The organism is Specibacter sp. NPDC078692 (assembly GCF_040686835.1).
Lineage (GTDB): Bacteria > Actinomycetota > Actinomycetes > Actinomycetales > Micrococcaceae > Specibacter.
Genome location: NZ_JBFBLV010000010.1, coordinates 16,945 through 32,683, shown reverse-complemented (window position 1 = coordinate 32,683; position 15,739 = coordinate 16,945). Strand labels below are relative to the sequence as shown.

The 15,739-nt window shown below is 61.6% G+C and carries 14 protein-coding genes; 10 read left to right on the top strand and 4 right to left on the bottom strand.

The window, feature by feature from the left end; translation table 11 throughout:
• The first annotated feature begins 26 nt into the window (after positions 1-26).
• Positions 27-830 (top strand): AzlC family ABC transporter permease, encoded by an 804-nt coding sequence (locus AB0O97_RS09130; RefSeq protein WP_363881871.1) that lies wholly within the window; start codon positions 27-29, stop codon positions 828-830.
• Complete coding sequence (locus tag AB0O97_RS09125) at positions 827-1,138, top strand: AzlD domain-containing protein (protein ID WP_363842466.1); 312 nt, start codon at positions 827-829, stop codon at positions 1,136-1,138. The genes AB0O97_RS09130 and AB0O97_RS09125 overlap by 4 nt, the downstream gene beginning before the upstream one ends.
• Here AB0O97_RS09125 and AB0O97_RS09120 read toward each other — a convergent pair.
• Positions 1,121-1,792: a DUF5684 domain-containing protein gene (locus tag AB0O97_RS09120; RefSeq protein WP_363881869.1), complete on the bottom strand. Its 672-nt coding sequence runs from the start codon at positions 1,790-1,792 to the stop codon at positions 1,121-1,123. The two genes, AB0O97_RS09125 and AB0O97_RS09120, sit on opposite strands and share 18 nt — an antisense overlap.
• Before the next feature lie 109 nt (positions 1,793-1,901).
• Here AB0O97_RS09120 and AB0O97_RS09115 point away from each other — a divergent pair, with 109 nt between their 5' ends.
• The 3 genes from AB0O97_RS09115 (at position 1,902) to AB0O97_RS09105 (ending at position 3,907) form a co-directional block, all read left to right on the top strand.
• The gene (locus AB0O97_RS09115) at positions 1,902-2,234 is read left to right on the top strand and encodes a thiamine-binding protein (RefSeq protein WP_363881867.1); all 333 of its coding nucleotides are present in this window, start codon (positions 1,902-1,904) and stop codon (positions 2,232-2,234) included.
• 47 nt (positions 2,235-2,281) lie between these two features.
• Positions 2,282-2,968 carry a hypothetical protein gene (locus tag AB0O97_RS09110; protein WP_363842475.1) on the top strand — a complete coding sequence of 229 codons (687 nt, stop codon included), beginning with the start codon at positions 2,282-2,284 and terminating at the stop codon, positions 2,966-2,968.
• Positions 2,969-3,037: 69 nt separating this feature from the next.
• Positions 3,038-3,907 carry a fused MFS/spermidine synthase gene (locus AB0O97_RS09105; RefSeq protein WP_363842478.1) on the top strand — a complete coding sequence of 290 codons (870 nt, stop codon included), beginning with the start codon at positions 3,038-3,040 and terminating at the stop codon, positions 3,905-3,907.
• A 41-nt stretch (positions 3,908-3,948) separates the two neighbouring features.
• On the opposite strand, the gene AB0O97_RS09100 is transcribed toward AB0O97_RS09105, so the two are convergent.
• On the bottom strand, positions 3,949-5,409 hold the full coding sequence (locus tag AB0O97_RS09100; RefSeq protein ID WP_363881865.1) for an amino acid permease: 1,461 nt from the start codon (positions 5,407-5,409) through the stop codon (positions 3,949-3,951).
• Between the two features lie 191 nt (positions 5,410-5,600).
• Here AB0O97_RS09100 and AB0O97_RS09095 point away from each other — a divergent pair, with 191 nt between their 5' ends.
• From AB0O97_RS09095 to AB0O97_RS09080, 4 genes are all read left to right on the top strand, one after another.
• Positions 5,601-6,395, top strand: coding sequence for an IclR family transcriptional regulator (locus AB0O97_RS09095; RefSeq protein WP_363842484.1), 795 nt, complete (start codon positions 5,601-5,603; stop codon positions 6,393-6,395).
• 185 nt (positions 6,396-6,580) lie between these two features.
• Positions 6,581-8,149: a histidine ammonia-lyase gene (gene hutH / locus AB0O97_RS09090; protein ID WP_363881864.1), complete on the top strand. Its 1,569-nt coding sequence runs from the start codon at positions 6,581-6,583 to the stop codon at positions 8,147-8,149.
• Positions 8,150-8,367: 218 nt separating this feature from the next.
• Positions 8,368-10,098, top strand: a complete 1,731-nt coding sequence (locus AB0O97_RS09085; protein ID WP_363881862.1) for an ABC transporter ATP-binding protein — start codon at positions 8,368-8,370, stop codon at positions 10,096-10,098.
• Complete coding sequence (locus tag AB0O97_RS09080) at positions 10,098-12,128, top strand: ABC transporter ATP-binding protein (RefSeq protein WP_363881861.1); 2,031 nt, start codon at positions 10,098-10,100, stop codon at positions 12,126-12,128. Before AB0O97_RS09085 ends, AB0O97_RS09080 begins: the two co-directional genes overlap by 1 nt.
• A 104-nt stretch (positions 12,129-12,232) precedes the next feature.
• Here AB0O97_RS09080 and hutG read toward each other — a convergent pair whose 3' ends face one another.
• Both hutG and AB0O97_RS09070 read right to left on the bottom strand, forming a co-directional pair.
• A complete protein-coding gene (gene hutG / locus AB0O97_RS09075; RefSeq protein WP_363882010.1) occupies positions 12,233-13,198 on the bottom strand; it encodes a formimidoylglutamase in 966 nt (321 codons plus the stop codon).
• A 161-nt stretch (positions 13,199-13,359) separates the two neighbouring features.
• The gene (locus AB0O97_RS09070) at positions 13,360-14,814 is read right to left on the bottom strand and encodes an NCS2 family permease (protein ID WP_363842496.1); all 1,455 of its coding nucleotides are present in this window, start codon (positions 14,812-14,814) and stop codon (positions 13,360-13,362) included.
• A gap of 274 nt (positions 14,815-15,088) precedes the next feature.
• Here AB0O97_RS09070 and AB0O97_RS09065 point away from each other — a divergent pair, with 274 nt between their 5' ends.
• Positions 15,089-15,673, top strand: a complete 585-nt coding sequence (locus AB0O97_RS09065) for a copper resistance CopC family protein (RefSeq protein ID WP_363842498.1) — start codon at positions 15,089-15,091, stop codon at positions 15,671-15,673.
• Positions 15,674-15,739 lie beyond the last annotated feature (66 nt).

Sequence of the window (15,739 nt, the reverse complement as noted above, 5' to 3'; positions counted from 1 at the left end):
GAGCTGCAGCGTGAAACTATGGGCTCATGAAACTTAGCGAGTCACCGGCGGCCAAAATTGGTGCGTCGATCTCGATCGCCACAGGACTGTACGGGATCTCCTTCGGCGCACTTTCGGTAGCCTCAGGGCTGACGCTCTGGCAGACCATGGCGCTGAGCCTGCTGCTCTTTAGCGGTGGCTCTCAATTTGCGTTCATCGGTGTTGTGGCGGGCGGTGGATCGGCCGTGGCGGCCATGAGCGCCTCGGCCCTGCTGGGCATTCGCAACGGGGTTTACGGTATGCAGATCAATGCGCTCCTGCGGCCCACCGGCTGGCGGCGTTTTGCCGCTGCCCACGTCACGATTGATGAATCCACCGCCACGGCCACCGGGCAGAGCGATCCGGTCGAACAAAAGCGCGGATTCTGGGTGGCTGGGCTGGGCATTTTTCTGCTGTGGAACATCATGACCTGCGTGGGAGCTCTTGTTGGTGCCGCGCTGGGAGATCCCAAACAGTGGGGGCTCGACGGTGCAGCCGTGGCAGCGTTTCTGGGCCTGTTGTGGCCTCGAATCAAGTCATTCCAGCCCGCAGCCATTGCCGTGGTGTGTGCGCTGGTGACCCTTTTAGCGGTTCCTTTGGTGCCGGCCGGGGTGCCCATTTTGGTGGCTGCTGTGGTGGCCGGGCTTATTGGCTGGTTCCGCCCCGCTAAGGATAGCGGTCATGACGCTGACGGCATGGAGCCGGACCTTGACCCATATAAGCACGACGCCGGAACCTTGCCCGTGCACGAATCTGGCCTTCGTAGACACAAAAGTGGACACAAAGAGAGCCACAAGGGGATGGAACTATGAGCCTGTGGTTTTGGCTGTTGGTTGCGGCAGTATTGGCTTACGCCACTAAGTTACTGGGCTATTTGGTGCCGGCAAAAGTGCTGGATAATCCCCGAATGTCGCACGTGGCCGGGACGCTGACCATTGGCCTGCTCGCCTCACTGACCGTGGTGAATGCGGCCGCAACTGGTACCTCTGTGGTGCTTGACGCCCGAATAGGCGCGTTGCTTGCGGCGGCAGTGGCGCTCTGGCTCAAGGCACCATTTTTGGTGGTGGTCCTGGCTGGCGCTGCTGCCGCCGCGGGGCTTCGATTACTTGGTTGGCCCTGAACCGTACGGGTTCTGGTTGGGATCCTGCGGCTGGCCGTAAGGCTGGTTGGGATCCTGGCCGTACTGAGGCTGCGCCTGGGCCTGACCGTACTGCTGAGCGTTAGGATCCTGGCCGTACTGTGGCTGCGCCTGGGCCTGACCGTATTGCTGGTTGTACTGCTGGCCGTACTGGTTGGCGTACTGCTTCTGCGCCTGGCTCAGATAGGACGGGCCGCGGTACTGGGCATCGCCGTAGGAGAGGATAGCGGCAAAAACCACCGGGAGGAAGATCAAGCCAACGGTGAAGCCCGTTTCCTTGCCGAACGACTTGGACATGTCGTTCAGGATGACAATCATCATGTAGATGTTGAAGTAAGGGATGAGTAGGAACCAGAAGTGGGACTCCGGGCGGCCCACCATCTTCACCATGATCCACGTGTTGTAGAACGGGATGTAGGCCTTCCACTTTGGATGCCCTGCCTTGGCAAAGGCGCCAGCCCAGACAAATCCGTTAACCACCAAGGCGATGACAAAGAAGAGGAAGTAGAGGCCCATCATGAGCATGATGAAGGCCGTAGCTTCAGAAGAAGTCATGGTGCCTTCATAGTTGTAATCATAGTTGTAGGTGTCCGGTGTTGGCGCCAGCGGAAGGGCGCTAAGAAGAGAGGCAAGCATGCCAGCAACTTTATCTGCATCAAAACAATGCACCAATGGGGTGAACTACCCATAATGAAAGCTAACTAACGGGGACAACCCCGGAAGCCATTAGATACAGGAGAATCTCATGATTGTGGCCTTTTCAGTAGCACCCAGCGGCGCTCCCACCGGCGTTCCGGCAGGAACGGGTGGCGACGCGTCCGTCCACACGGCCGTAGCGGCAGCGGTCAAGGTGGTCCGCGAGTCCGGGCTGCCCAACCGCACCAGTTCCATGTTCACCGAGATTGAGGGTGAGTGGGACGAGGTCATGGACGTCATCAAACGTGCCACCGAGGCGGTAGGGCGTTACGGATCCCGAGTTTCCCTGGTACTGAAGGCAGACATCCGTCCCGGCCACACCGGCGAACTCACTGGCAAAGTGGATCGGCTGGAAGGCGCGCTGGACGCTCTGGGCGAGTGACCGGCGTCGTACGTGAGCAGGTGCATGAACGATGCGAAGGGCAGTCCATGACTGAGGCTCGAGAAGTGGCCCGGCGAGAGCTCTGGGCGGCGGTCGCTGCAATCCCGGGATTGGCCGAGGGGTTGAAGCTAAGCCAGGAGGAGCTGTGGACCGAAAATCCCTGGTTGTGGCACGTCAACGGGGACGTTTCGTACACGGTCGCAATTGATGACAACGGTCTTTTTCTGCTCACAAGATTCGATCGAGGCCAAGGAGAGCCGGCATTTCGGAGCAATGATGCGCGGGCGTGCGTTGCCAGCATGGTGCTCCAGTGGCTCAGCGGTTCCAATGATTTCTATCCCGGCCATTCTCCCTACGAAGAAATTCCTCGGATTTTTGAGGTCTCGGAACACCATGAGATCGACGAATTTGGCCGTGATTGCTCCGTCATTCGTTGGCACTGGGGTGAGGGATCCTGGGCGCAATCCTGCGGGGCTTACTCGTTGCTCAACGGACTAAAGTGGGCGTGGATCTTCACCGCTAGTGACAAGACGATTGCCAATGCGGCTTCCTTTCCGGACGGCTTTCCACTGTTCCTGCCTCATCCGGGGCCCAGGCTGGAAACTCCCCCGGGAGATCTCTCGAACTTGAGCCTTGAACGGTGGCAGGCGTGGCGTTCAGCTCGGACGGCAGCTGGGGAGGTGCAAGGCGCCGGGCCGGAGCAAGGTGCTGGTGCCGGTGAAGCGCAGCTTTGACTGCGGCTACGCTGGCAGGGTGACTATTTTGCCGCACGCCATGCACTACCTGAGCGAAGTGACGCCCTGATGGGACGTAAACGAGTACCCAAAAATGGTGCTGTCGAACCCGAATCGGCGCTCAAGGGAGCGCCGAAAGGTCCCGTAGCCGGTAAGTTTCAAACGGACACCGGCACGGCCGAGCTGATCCCCGACGGCGACAATCCCAATGGCTGGCTGCTCATGCTCAACGGGGTCCAAAGCTCCCACGTGGACTTGGCAGACCCCCTGCGTCTGGACTTTGAGTACATGCGGTGGATCATGGAGCTCGTTCACGACAGGTGGCCGGCTGGGGAGAAGCTGCGCACCCTAAGTCTGGGTGGTGCTGCGTGTGCCATGCCGCGCTACCTTGTAGCGGCCTATCCCAACTCTCGCAATGTGGTGGTGGAGATCGACGGCGCGCTGGCCAGTTACGTCCGCGACTGGTTCGATCTGCCCCGGGCACCGTTGCTGAAGATCCGTGTGGGTGAGGCCCGTGAGGTGACTGAATCTCTGACCGAAGCCAGCCGGGATCTCATCATTCGGGACGTTTTTAGCGGCTCCAAGACACCGCATGCACTGACCACAACCGAGTTCACAGAAGCGGCCCGAAAGGTACTTATTCCTGGTGGCGTATATGTTGTGAACTGCGGTGACGCGCCAGCATTGACTACCGCACGGCGGGAAGCTGCCACCATTGCAGCAGCGTTTGAACACACCGTCATCATTGCCGATCCGGCCATGCTCAAGGGGCGGCGCTCAGGCAATATCATCATCGCCGGTAGCGATGCTCCACTGGGCGACGGCGCGGGACTGCCACGAAACCTGCTCGGCGGAGCCATGCCCGCCCACCTCTGGGACGATGCCAAGGTCCGCCAGTTCGGCCGCAGCTCTGTGGTGCTGAGCGACGATGTCTTATAGGCCGGGATTCTGGCTCTGAACACTCACCGGTGGCGGGCCGGTCAGTGGGAGGAGGGGACCGGCGTCGAACGTGTCTGTTCTGTCGAGTCTGTAGTGCCTGCCGCAGAAGGGCTTTCGTCAACGAGGACGGCGCGCTCCTTGCCCTTGCCGCGTACCCCGAACTTAAAGGCGACCGCCAGCAGGACCAGCCAAATGGCGCCAACATAGAGGGCCACGCGGGTGTCGGCGTACACGCCCAAGAGCACGATCACGCCCGCCATAAAAAGTGCCGTCAGGATTGAGGCGAGCGGCCAGAGCGGGACCGGGAATGCGGAGGGGGCCAGCGCGTTGCGGGCGATCTCGCGCTTCATGGCCACGTGCGACGCCAGGATCATGATCCACACCCACACCGTGGCGAAAGTGGCGATCGAGGCTATAAGCAAGAAGACGTCCTCGGGGATGGTCGCGTTCAAAACCACGCCCACCAACAGTACGGCGGTCATCAGCAGCACGGTCATCCACGGTACACCGCGCTTAGAGATGCGGCCAAAGGCGGCGGGTGCGTGACCTTGCGCAGAGAGGCCGAAGAGGACGCGACCGGCACCGAAAATATCGGAGTTGATCGCCGAGAGTGCGGCGGTGATAACGACGGCGTTGAGGATGTGCGCGGCCAGTGGGATGCCCAGAGAGTCAAAGATTTGCACGAACGGACTGGTTTCGCCGGTGATTTCGTTCCACGGGATCAGAGACATCAACACGCCCAAGGTCAGTACATAGAACAGCAAGATACGGACCGGAACGGTATTGACGGCCGCCGGGATGGACTTGCTGGGATCCTTGGCTTCGCCGGCTGTCACGCCGATGGTTTCAATGCCACCAAAGGCAAACATGACGACGGCGAACGCGGCCAGGAGCCCCACCCATCCGTTGGGCATGAAGCCGTCGTTGTTCACGAGATTACCCAATCCTGAAACGGCCTGCGCGCCTTCCATCTGGAATCCGAAGACAATGATGGCTGCGCCACCGGCGATCATGGCGATGATGGCGGAAACCTTGATGAGTGAGAACCAGAATTCCAGCTCACCAAAGACCTTGACGCTGAGTAAGTTGACGGCGGCGAGGAAGAAGACGATGGCCAGAACCCAGATCCAGCGCGGCACGTCCTGAAACCAGAAGCCCATGTAGATGCTGAAGGCCGTCACATCGGCGATGGCGACGATGGCCATTTCGAAAACGTAGGTCCAGCCGGTGATGAATCCGGCCAAGGGGCCCAGGTAGCGGCTGGCATATTGGCCAAAGGAGCCGGAGACGGGGTGCCGGACAGCGAGTTCACCCAGAGCGCGCATCACCATGAACACGGCTGCGCCGGCAATGATGTAGGCGAGCAAGACCGCGGGGCCTGCCTTTTGGATGGCACTTGAGGAGCCGTAGAACAAACCGGTGCCGATGGCCGAGCCCAAAGCCATGAAGCGAATGTGGCGGGCAGTCAGGCCGCGGGTCAGGACGGATCCATGGGAGTTCATGAGTGGGCTTTCTCACGTAGCACAGCAAGTGGGCTACGACACTGTTAAGGCAAAGGAGGTGGCGATGGTCACCAATTTGCCGAATTTTAGGCTGAAAGTGCCCGATTAATCCCGAGAATCTGGGATTTCAGACGCCAATATTCTATATTGTGCAAAGAACTATGGCGATTTGAGCCAATGATGAGGGGACCATGACAACCAACGACCGCAAACCCTCCAAGGTACCGGCCGCAGAGAACACTTTGCGCATTCTGAAGCTGCTTTCATCCAAGCGCGGACCCCTGGCAGCCTCCACCATTGCCACCACTTTGGAGCTGCCCCGCTCCAGCGTCTACCACCTGCTCGGTGTCATGGAGCAAAGCGGCTTTGTCATGCACCTGCATGAAGAGCAGCGCTACGGGCTTGGCGTCGCAGCCTTTGAGCTCAGTAGTGCCTACTCTCGGCAGGAGCCGCTGTCCCGGTTGGGCCGCCCACTGCTTGCTTCGCTCGTGGACAAGATTGGCGAAAGCGCGCACCTGGCCGTCCTGCATGGGCGCGATGTTTTGTACATTGTGGAGGAGCGGGCCAAGAACAGACCGTCTCTGGTGACCGACGTAGGGGTGCGGTTGCCCAGTCACCTCACAGCCAGCGGTCGGGCAATTCTGGCGGCCCTACCTAAATCACAGGTCCGGGCACTCTATCCCAATGCGGCCGCGTTCAGCTCGCTGACCGAGGTGCCAAACCCCATCATCAAGTACTCCACCTTGTCCGGTCACTTGGATCAGGTGCGGATTCGCGGCTACTCCACTGAGAGTGGGGAAGTCAGTGACGGATTCGGCTCGGTTGCGGCTGCCGTGACCGATCACCTCGGCTGGCCGGTTGCTGCTGTCGCCGTGACATTCCTGGACGAAAAAGTGCCGGTAGAGCAGCGGATCAAGTTGGCTGAGCGCGTCGCCAAGGTGGCCGGGGAGCTTTCCACAAGGATTTACGGCCGCCGCGAGGGTTAACTCGCTGCTGGGCCGGCGGGCGCGGCCGGCGGGCGGCGGGCCAGGCTGCTCGGGGTGCGCCGGGAGTAGTCCGAAGCCGCGGTGGCATGTCTGGAATCCCGGATACCCCGAGCTGAATAGCGCTGATTTCCTTGCGGATAGGGGGAATAGTGGGGATCAAGATTGCCTCAACTTAAGGATCCGCCATGACTGCCGCCCAGCCCCAAGAAGTCACCCTCTCCGCAACCGGGGTCACACCCGAGGACGTCATCGCCGTGGCCCGCCACAATGCCAAGGTGATGATCAGTGCGCAGGCTCTGGCCGGCGTCGAACGCGTCAGGGAACATATTGAGAAGTTGGCGCACTCCGAGACGCCCGCCTACGGTATTTCCACGGGCTTCGGGGCGCTGGCAAACCGCCATATTCCGGCGGAGATGCGCACGCAGCTGCAAAAATCGCTCATCCGCAGCCACTCTGCAGGCATGGGGCCGGCCGTGGAACGCGAGGTGGTGCGCGCGCTGATGTTCCTGCGCGCCAAAACTCTGGCCAGCGGCCGGACCGGCGTGCGCCCGGTGGTCCTGCAAACCATGGTGGACGTGCTCAACGCCGGCATCACGCCCGTGGTCCGCGAATTCGGCTCGCTCGGCTGCTCGGGGGATCTGGCACCGCTCTCGCATTGCGCCCTGGTGCTCATGGGCGAGGGTGAGGCGGCAGGGCCCGACGGCGTCATCCGTCCCGTCCCGGAGTTGCTCGCCGAAGCTGGCATCACTCCGGTGGAGTTGGCTGAAAAGGAAGGCCTGGCGCTGGTCAACGGCACCGATGGCATGCTCGGAATGCTGCTCATGGCCATCGCTGATCTGCGGCTTTTGCTCACGACGGCGGACATCACCGCCGCTCTCAGCGTCGAGGGCCTGCTGGGTACCGACCAGGTATTTGTGCCCGAGCTGCACATGGAACTGCGCCCCCATCCCGGGCAGGCCGCCAGTGCCGAGAACATGCTGGCCGTGCTGGCCAATTCGCCGATCGTGGCCTCACACCGGGTGGGCGATTCCCGTGTGCAGGACGCCTACTCGCTGCGCTGCGCCCCGCAGGTGGCCGGCGCCGCCCGCGACACCGTGGACCATGCGCTCATGGTGGCCACCCGCGAACTTGCCGCCGCGATCGACAACCCCGTGGTGCTCCCGGATGGCCGGGTGTCCTCCAATGGCAACTTCCACGGCGCCCCGGTGGCCTACGTGCTGGACTTCCTCGCGATCATCTCAGCCGACGTCGCCTCCATCGCCGAGCGCCGCACCGACCGCATGCTGGATCCCGCCCGCTCACACGGCCTGCCTGCGTTCCTGGCCGGCGATCCCGGCGTGGACTCAGGTCTCATGATTGCCCAGTACACGCAGGCCGGTCTGGTCTCCGATTCCAAGCGCCTGGCCGTCCCCGCTTCCGTGGATTCCATCCCCAGCTCTGCCATGCAAGAGGACCACGTCTCCATGGGCTGGCACGCCGCCAGGAAGCTGCGTAAGTCCGTAGAAAATCTGCGCCGCGTCCTCGCCATTGAGCTCGTCACGGCCACCCGCGCCATCGATATGCGCGCATCCATGTCCGACGGCGTACTGGTCCCCGGCCCGGCCGGCGCCGCTGTGATTGAGCTGCTTCGTGCCACGGTTCCCGGCCCGGGCAGCGACCGTTTCCTCTCGCCGGAACTTGAAGAAGCGGACCGTCTGGTGGGCTCTGGCGCCATCCGCGACGCCGCAGAGACAGCCACCGGCCCGCTTAACTAGCCCGTGCTCGCGCGGTTCTAGTCCTGCCGCTCATCGAGTTGCCTCTAAACGTTGATGTTGCGGCGGCAAAATATCAACGTTAAGTGTCACATCGATCTGGCGGAGCGGCGCCCGCCCCTGTAAAAATTCCCCTTCGATTACTCTCCACAGTCCAAGCCCTGCGGTGTTTAATGTTTGGTACGTTGTGATTCAAACGTATATTCGAATGGAATCTTTTCTTGAAACTCTTCCGTCTGGCCATCCACCACGCAAAACCATACTGGGCTTGGGTTGTGGCCGTGCTGGTGCTGCAACTCATTTCCACCATCGCGGCACTGTACCTACCCAGCCTCAATGCCCAGATCATTGATCAGGGCATCTCCAAGGGCGACACCGACTTCATTTGGTCAACCGGCGTCACCATGATCGTGGTGTGCTTTGTCCAGGTAATTTCGGCCATTGGCGGCATTTATTTCGGTGCCCGCACGGCCATGGCCATTGGCCGGGACCTGCGCCGTGAGGTCTACTATCGGGTCAATGCCCTCGGCGCCCTGGATGTGAGCCGCTTTGGCACGGCCACGCTGATCACGCGCAATACCAATGATGTCCAGCAAGTCCAGATGCTGGTGCTCATGGCGTTGAACTTTATGGTTTCCACGCCCATCATGTGCATTGGCGGGATCATCATGGCCCTGCGCGAGGATGTGGGCTTGTCGTGGCTGCTGTGGGTGTCCGTGCCGCTGTTGTTCATTGTGGTGGGCTTCCTGGTGGTCAAGTTGCTGCCGCTGTTCCGCGAAATGCAGGACCGGATCGATACCGTCAATGGCGTACTGCGTGAACAGATCACCGGCATCCGCGTCATCCGTGCCTTTGTTCGCGAGAAGTTTGAGGCGCAGCGCTACCGCGAAGCCAACTTGAACCTGACCCGTGTTTCGGTGCGTGTGGGCAACTTGTTTGTGCTCATGTTCCCCGTCATCATGATGATCCTGCACCTGGCCACCGCCGCCGTGCTGTGGTTTGGTGGGCACCGGGTCGACTCCGGATCCATGCAGGTGGGTTCGCTCACCGCGTTCCTGCAATACCTGCTGCAAATCCTGGTCGCCGTCATGATGGGCGTCTTCATGGTCATGATGATTCCCCGCGCTGCCATCTCCGCAGAACGCCTCGATGACGTGCTCACGGCCGAGCCGAGCCTGACCGTGCCCTCGGCTCGAGAGCTCCCGGTGACTCACGCCGTCGAATTTTCATCGGTGTCCTTTGGCTATCCAGGGGCCGAGCGGCCCGTTCTGAATAACGTTTCGTTTACCGCTGAGGCGGGAAAAACGACGGCGATTGTCGGCTCCACCGGTTCCGGCAAGTCCACGTTGTTGAACCTCATACCCCGCCTTTTTGATCCGCAGGACGGTTCGGTGCGCATTGGTGGCGTGGACGTCAGCGAGCTCAGCCGCAAGCAGTTGGCGGAATTGGTGGGCCTGGTGCCGCAGAAGCCGTACCTGTTCTCTGGATCTGTGGCGTCCAACCTGAAGTTTGGCCGCCCCGACGCGGACGATTCCGAGCTGTGGGAGGCCCTGCGGGTGGCCCAGGCCAAGGACTTTGTGGAGGAGAAGCCCAAACAGCTGGCCTCACCTATCGCCCAGGGCGGCACCAACGTCTCCGGAGGGCAACGGCAGCGGTTGTGCATCGCCCGTGCGCTAGCGGCCCGCCCCCGCATTTACCTGTTCGATGATTCCTTCTCGGCGCTCGATGTGGCCACCGACCAGAGGCTGCGTGAATCCCTGCATGGCGCCACAACCGGGGCCACCATGATCATTGTGGCTCAGCGCATCTCCACAATCCGGGAGGCCGATCACATCATTGTGCTCGACGGCGGCGAAATAGTGGGCGCTGGCAGCCACGAAGAACTGCTCGAGAGTAATGAAACGTACCGCGAGATTGTTGAATCTCAGCTCAGCATTGAAGGAGTTTCCTGATGGCGCGCAAAGCAAAGGACACGAAGTCCTTGGAGCAGGCGCCCGAGCCAGACGCGCTGGACGAAGAGCTGGTCCCGGAATACCAGCCCAGCGAGGCCGATGGGGATATGTTTGGCGGCACGCCGGCCAAGAAGGCCGAGCACTTCTGGCCGTCGGTGAAGCGGCTCGTAGGGCTGTTGCGCCCGGAGCGGCTCATGTTCTCAGCGGTTATTGCCTTGGTGGCAGCCTCAGTGGTGCTCACGGTGATCGCGCCCAAGATTCTGGGCCGGGCCATGGATGTTATCTTCAACGGTGTGATTGGCTCGCAGCTGCCCTCCGGAGTGCCTCTCGAGACGATCGTGGCGGGGATGCGTGCCGAGGGCAACAACCAAATGGCGGACATGCTCGCCAAGACCAATCTGGTGCCCGGAGCTGGCATCGACTTTGTGGAACTGAGCCGGCTCATCATCATTGTGCTGGCCCTGTATATGGTGGCCTCAACACTGATGTGGCTGCAGGGATTTCTGCTCAACGCCCTCGTGATGCGTGTGGTGTTCCGCCTGCGTGAGGACATTGAACGCAAGCTCAACAGACTGCCGCTGGGTTACTTTGACACCCGGCAACGCGGGGACTTGATGTCCCGGGTGACCAACGACGTCGACAACATCCAGGCAGCGCTGCAGCAGGCCTTTTCGCAACTGGTCCAGTCTGCCCTGACGGTCATTGGCATCGGTGTCATGATGTTCATCGTTTCCTGGCAGCTAGCGCTGATTGCGCTGATTGCCCTGCCGCTCTCTGCCATCATCGCCGGTGTCATTGGCTCCCGCTCGCAGAAGCTCTTCGCCGCCCAGTGGAAGCACACCGGCTCCCTCAACGGGCACATTGAGGAGACGTTCTCCGGCCTCGAACTGGTCCGCGCCTACGGCCGCGACGAGGAAATGCTGGCCGAGTTCGACGAGCGCAACGAGCACCTGTTCAAGGCCTCCTTCGGAGCACAGTTTGTCTCCGGGATGATCATGCCAGCCATGCAGTTCGTCTCCTACCTCTCCTACGTGCTGGTCGCCGTCGTTGGCGGGCTGCGTGTGGCAACGGGCGGCATGACACTCGGTGATGCCACCGCGTTCATCCAGTACTCGCGCGAGTTCTCCCAACCCATTGGCGAGATGGCCGGCATTGCCAACATGATCCAATCCGGCGTGGCCTCAGCCGAGCGGACCTTTGAGATCCTCGACGCCGAGGAGCAGGAAGAGGAAAGCGATTCGGCGCTGCTGCCCGCACAGACCGACGGGCACGTGCGCTTTGAAAACGTCTCCTTCAGTTACGCGCCGGAAACCCCGCTGATCCGCGACGTCTCCTTCACGGTGCAACCGGGCCAGACAGTGGCCATTGTTGGTCCCACCGGCGCCGGAAAGACCACACTGGTGAACCTCGTGATGCGCTTCTATGAGCTCACCGGTGGGCGGATCATGCTCGACGGTGTGGACACCCGTGAGCTGTCCCGCGAGCAGGTGCGAGCCCAGGTGGGTATGGTGCTGCAGGATGCGTGGCTGTTCGAGGGCACCATCCGGGAAAACATCCGCTACGGACGGCTCGACGCCACGGACGAAGAAATCGTGGCCGCAGCCGAGGCCACCATGGTGGACAGGTTCGTCCGGCAGCTGTCCGACGGCTATGACACCGTGATCGACGCCGACGGGGGCACCGTCTCGGCCGGCGAACGCCAGCTGCTCACGATTGCCCGCGCCTTCATCGCGAAGCCATCACTGCTGATCCTAGACGAGGCCACGTCCTCGGTGGACACCCGCACGGAGCTGCTGGTCCAGCACGCCATGGCGGCACTGCGCACGGACCGGACCTCATTCGTCATCGCCCACCGGCTCTCCACTATTCGCGACGCCCACACCATCCTGGTCATGGAAGACGGCGACATCGTCGAACACGGCAACCACGAGGAACTGCTCAAGCGCCGCGGCGCCTACTACAAGCTGTACATGACCCAGTTCCAAGGCGGTCACGATCTGGAAGACGAAGTCGCGGCCGAGGTCCACTAGTAGCCGGCGGCCCCGGCCAATTTTCGCGCCCGTCCCCCATAAATGCGCCCCGTCTACCGGGCGCATTTATGGGGGACGGGCGCATTTCTTGGTGGGGAGTCGCCTTAGCGCAGCAGGGTGTCGATCAGGCGGGCCGCTACTTTGGCTGTGCGGTTGTCGATGTCGAACTCGGGGTTCAGTTCGGCGACGTCGAAGTGGAAGAGTTTTCCGCTCGCGGCCACTTGGCGGCACACAGCGGTGATGACTGGCAGCGGCACCCCGTAGGCCGCGGGGGCGCTGACGCCGGGGGCCACGGCGGATGGCAGCACGTCAAGGTCAATGGTCAGGTACACGATGTCCACGGTCTCCAGGAATGACGCCACGAACGCCTCTGTACGCTCGGCCGAACAGTCCTCATCCAGCAGATATTTCACGTCTAGATCGTCTGCCGTATCGAAGAGAGCCCCCGTATTGTTCGGTTCACTGATGCCGACGACGGCGTAATTGAGTTCCCGGCCAGCGGCGGCTTCGGCCCGGGCCATCTGCAGAAACGGTGTGCCCGAGCTGGGCGCCGGAGCATCGCGCAGGTCAAAGTGGGCGTCCAGGTTCAGCACACCCAGCCGTGCACCGTTGGCTACCGCAGCGGTGCCAGCCACACCCAGATAGCTGGCAAACGCGGTTTCGTGGCCCCCGCCCAAGACCACGGTGAGGTGTCCGTCGTCGAGCATGGCGGTGACGGCAGCGCCCAAGCGGGTCTGGCCCTCCTCCAGCGCGTCGCCAATGACCACCATGTCCCCGGCATCGGTCACTGAACGGGTGCCGTGGTAGGCGAGTGAGCCCAGTGCGGCGCGGATCGCGGCCGGGCCAGTGGCTGCGCCGGTACGCCCCAGGTTGCGGGCTACGCCGGCGTCGGAACGGAAGCCGATGAGCGCGGCCGGGCCGGGAAGTGCGGCATCCAAGGAAGCATCCTGGGCGGGTGCGGCTGTGGTGGGCACCGACTGCCACCAACGGCGGTGGGCGGGGGAGTCGCCGTCGTTCCTTCCAGTCCACGGGGTGGGCGGCACATCAACGGCAAATGAAGAAAAGGTCATGGTTCCAGCGAACAGCACCGGGGCGCACAATGCCAGCCCGGGAGCAAATGCAGCGTCTGGCATGGCAGAAAAAAGATCGAAAGGTGAGCCGTGCTCAATGTTCAAGGAAAACACTGTGCGCGGCTCACCTTTCGATGAGATGGAGCGGGGGAGGAGGCGGGTTAGTTGACCCCGAACATGTCCTCAATGACGCCGATGCCGAAGAACAGCATGAACGCTGCGGCCACGGCCCACATCAAGGGGTGGACTTCCTTCGCGCGGCCCTGGAACAGGCGGATCAACACGAACGCGATGAAGCCGGCGCCGAGGCCGTTGGCGATCGAGTACGTGAACGGCATGAGCGTGAAGGTCAGGAAGGCCGGGATGCCGATGCCCCAGTCGGACCAGTCGATCTTGCCCACCTGGGAGACCATCATGAAACCAACCACTACAAGGGCGGGGGCCACGGCTTCGAAGGGGACCAGCTTGATCAGCGGGGTGGCGAACATGGCTAGCAGCAGGAGCAAACCGGTGACGATCGAGGCCAGACCCGTACGGGCGCCTTCGCCAATGCCGGCGCCGGATTCTACGTAGATCTGGTTGGAGGATGCGGCTGCGCCACCGCCGGCGATGGCACCAAAGGCATCTACGAGCAGGACCTTGTCCACGTCGGGGATATTGCCGTCCTTGTCCATGGTGCCAGCCTCTGCGGCCAGGCCAACCATGGTGCCCATGGCGTCAAAGAAGATGCTCAGCAAGATCACAAAGGCCAGCAGCACAGCAGCCAGGGCGCCGAGTTTGGAGAACGCACCGAAGAGGTTGACATGGCCGATCAGGGACAGATCGGGCCAGGACCAGGCTGAGAGCTGCGGGGAAACCAATGACCAGCCCTGCGGGTTGTTGGTGGTGCCGTCGAAGGACGGGCCAATGTGCAGCGTCATCTCAAGGATGTTGGCCAGCACAGTGGAGATGAGGATTCCGATCAGAATGGCGCCCTTGACCTTGCGCACCACCAAGCCGATGGTCAGGATCAAGCCGACCAGGAACACCAACGTGGGCCAGCCCATGAGCTTGCCGTCAAAGCCCAGACCAACGGGAACTGTGGTGCCGGCAACGTCGGGGATGCGACGCACAAAGCCGGCGTTGACCAGACCGATCAGCGCAATGAACATGCCGATGCCCACCACAATGGCCGTCTTCAGTCCCTCCGGAACAGCCCGGAAAACGGCTGTGCGGAAGCCTGTCAGCACCAGAATGAACATGGTGATACCGGAGAGGACCACCAAGCCCATAACGTCAGGCCAGGTCAGGCCCGGGTTGGTGGCAACGGTGACGGCGATGAACGCGTTGACGCCCAAGCCGGCGGCCAGCGCGAAGGGGTGTTTGGCCCAGGCGCCCATGAGGATGGTCAAAATACCGGCCACGAATGCTGTCACTGCGGCAACGCGTTCCAGACCCAGCACTTCACCGGTGGAGTCGGCGCCGCCGAGGATCAGCGGGTTGAGCACCACGATGTAGCTCATCGCGAAGAACGTGGCGAAACCGCCGCGGATCTCCCGCGAGTAGTTTGAGCCGCGCTCAGTGATCTTGAAATATTTGTCGACCGCTGACAGCCTGACATCCGTTTTGGTAGCCATGTAAAGAGCCCTCCGGGCAAAGTGATATGAAATTAAGTTATTCGAGGAAATACTAGCTGGTCATGCGGTGCTGCAAGATAGTGGAGCAGCTGAATTTCTGCCATGCCAGGAAGTACGACGCCGGCCCGCACCGTAGCGTCGATTCCGCGCCTGTGTGCCGCCCTTGTTGGGCAAACTCCCATAATGGTGGGATAGCGTGAGGTGGCATTCCCCAACGATTTAAGGACGATCTGCTGTGATTTCTCCCGTCAGCCACCGTGTGGATGAGACGAACATGACATCAAAAAAACTGCTGCGCCGCTCTTTGGCGGGTATATTGGCGCTTTTGCTTGTTTTCTTCGGCACGGCCACGGCAGCTTTTGCTCACGATGCCGTGACAGAAACGTCCCCGTCTGATGGTTCTACTGTGGCTACCGTTCCGGCTGAAATTCAGATTACCCTGAGCAACACCCCGGCCGTGATTGGCTCCCAAATCCTGGTGCTCGATGAGGCTGGCACTAACTGGGCTTCTGGTGATGTGCAGGTTCTGGATAAGGCGGCCACTCAGGCGCTGCGTTCGGGAGCTCCGGCAGGCAAATACACGGTGCAGTGGCGTTTGGTGTCTTCCGATTCCCACCCCATCGAGGGAACGTTTAGCTTTACGGCGACCGCTGCCGGATCCGGCTCGGCTGCGAGCACAGGCGCGGGTGCAGGAGCTGGACCGGTTGTGTCCGTCCAGGCCCAGCCGGAACCACAAGCGGAACCCGTTCCGGATAGCTCAGCGGTGCCGTGGAGCATTGTTGGGCTGGTGGTTGTGCTGCTCGGCGTGGTGGTGGCCATGGTGGTTGTTGCCCGGCGCCGGCTTTCGAGCGAGGACTAGTTTTGCCACAATAAATTCTCAACGTATAGGCCAGTGGCCAGCCCCGAGGCTTGCCGCTGGCCTATT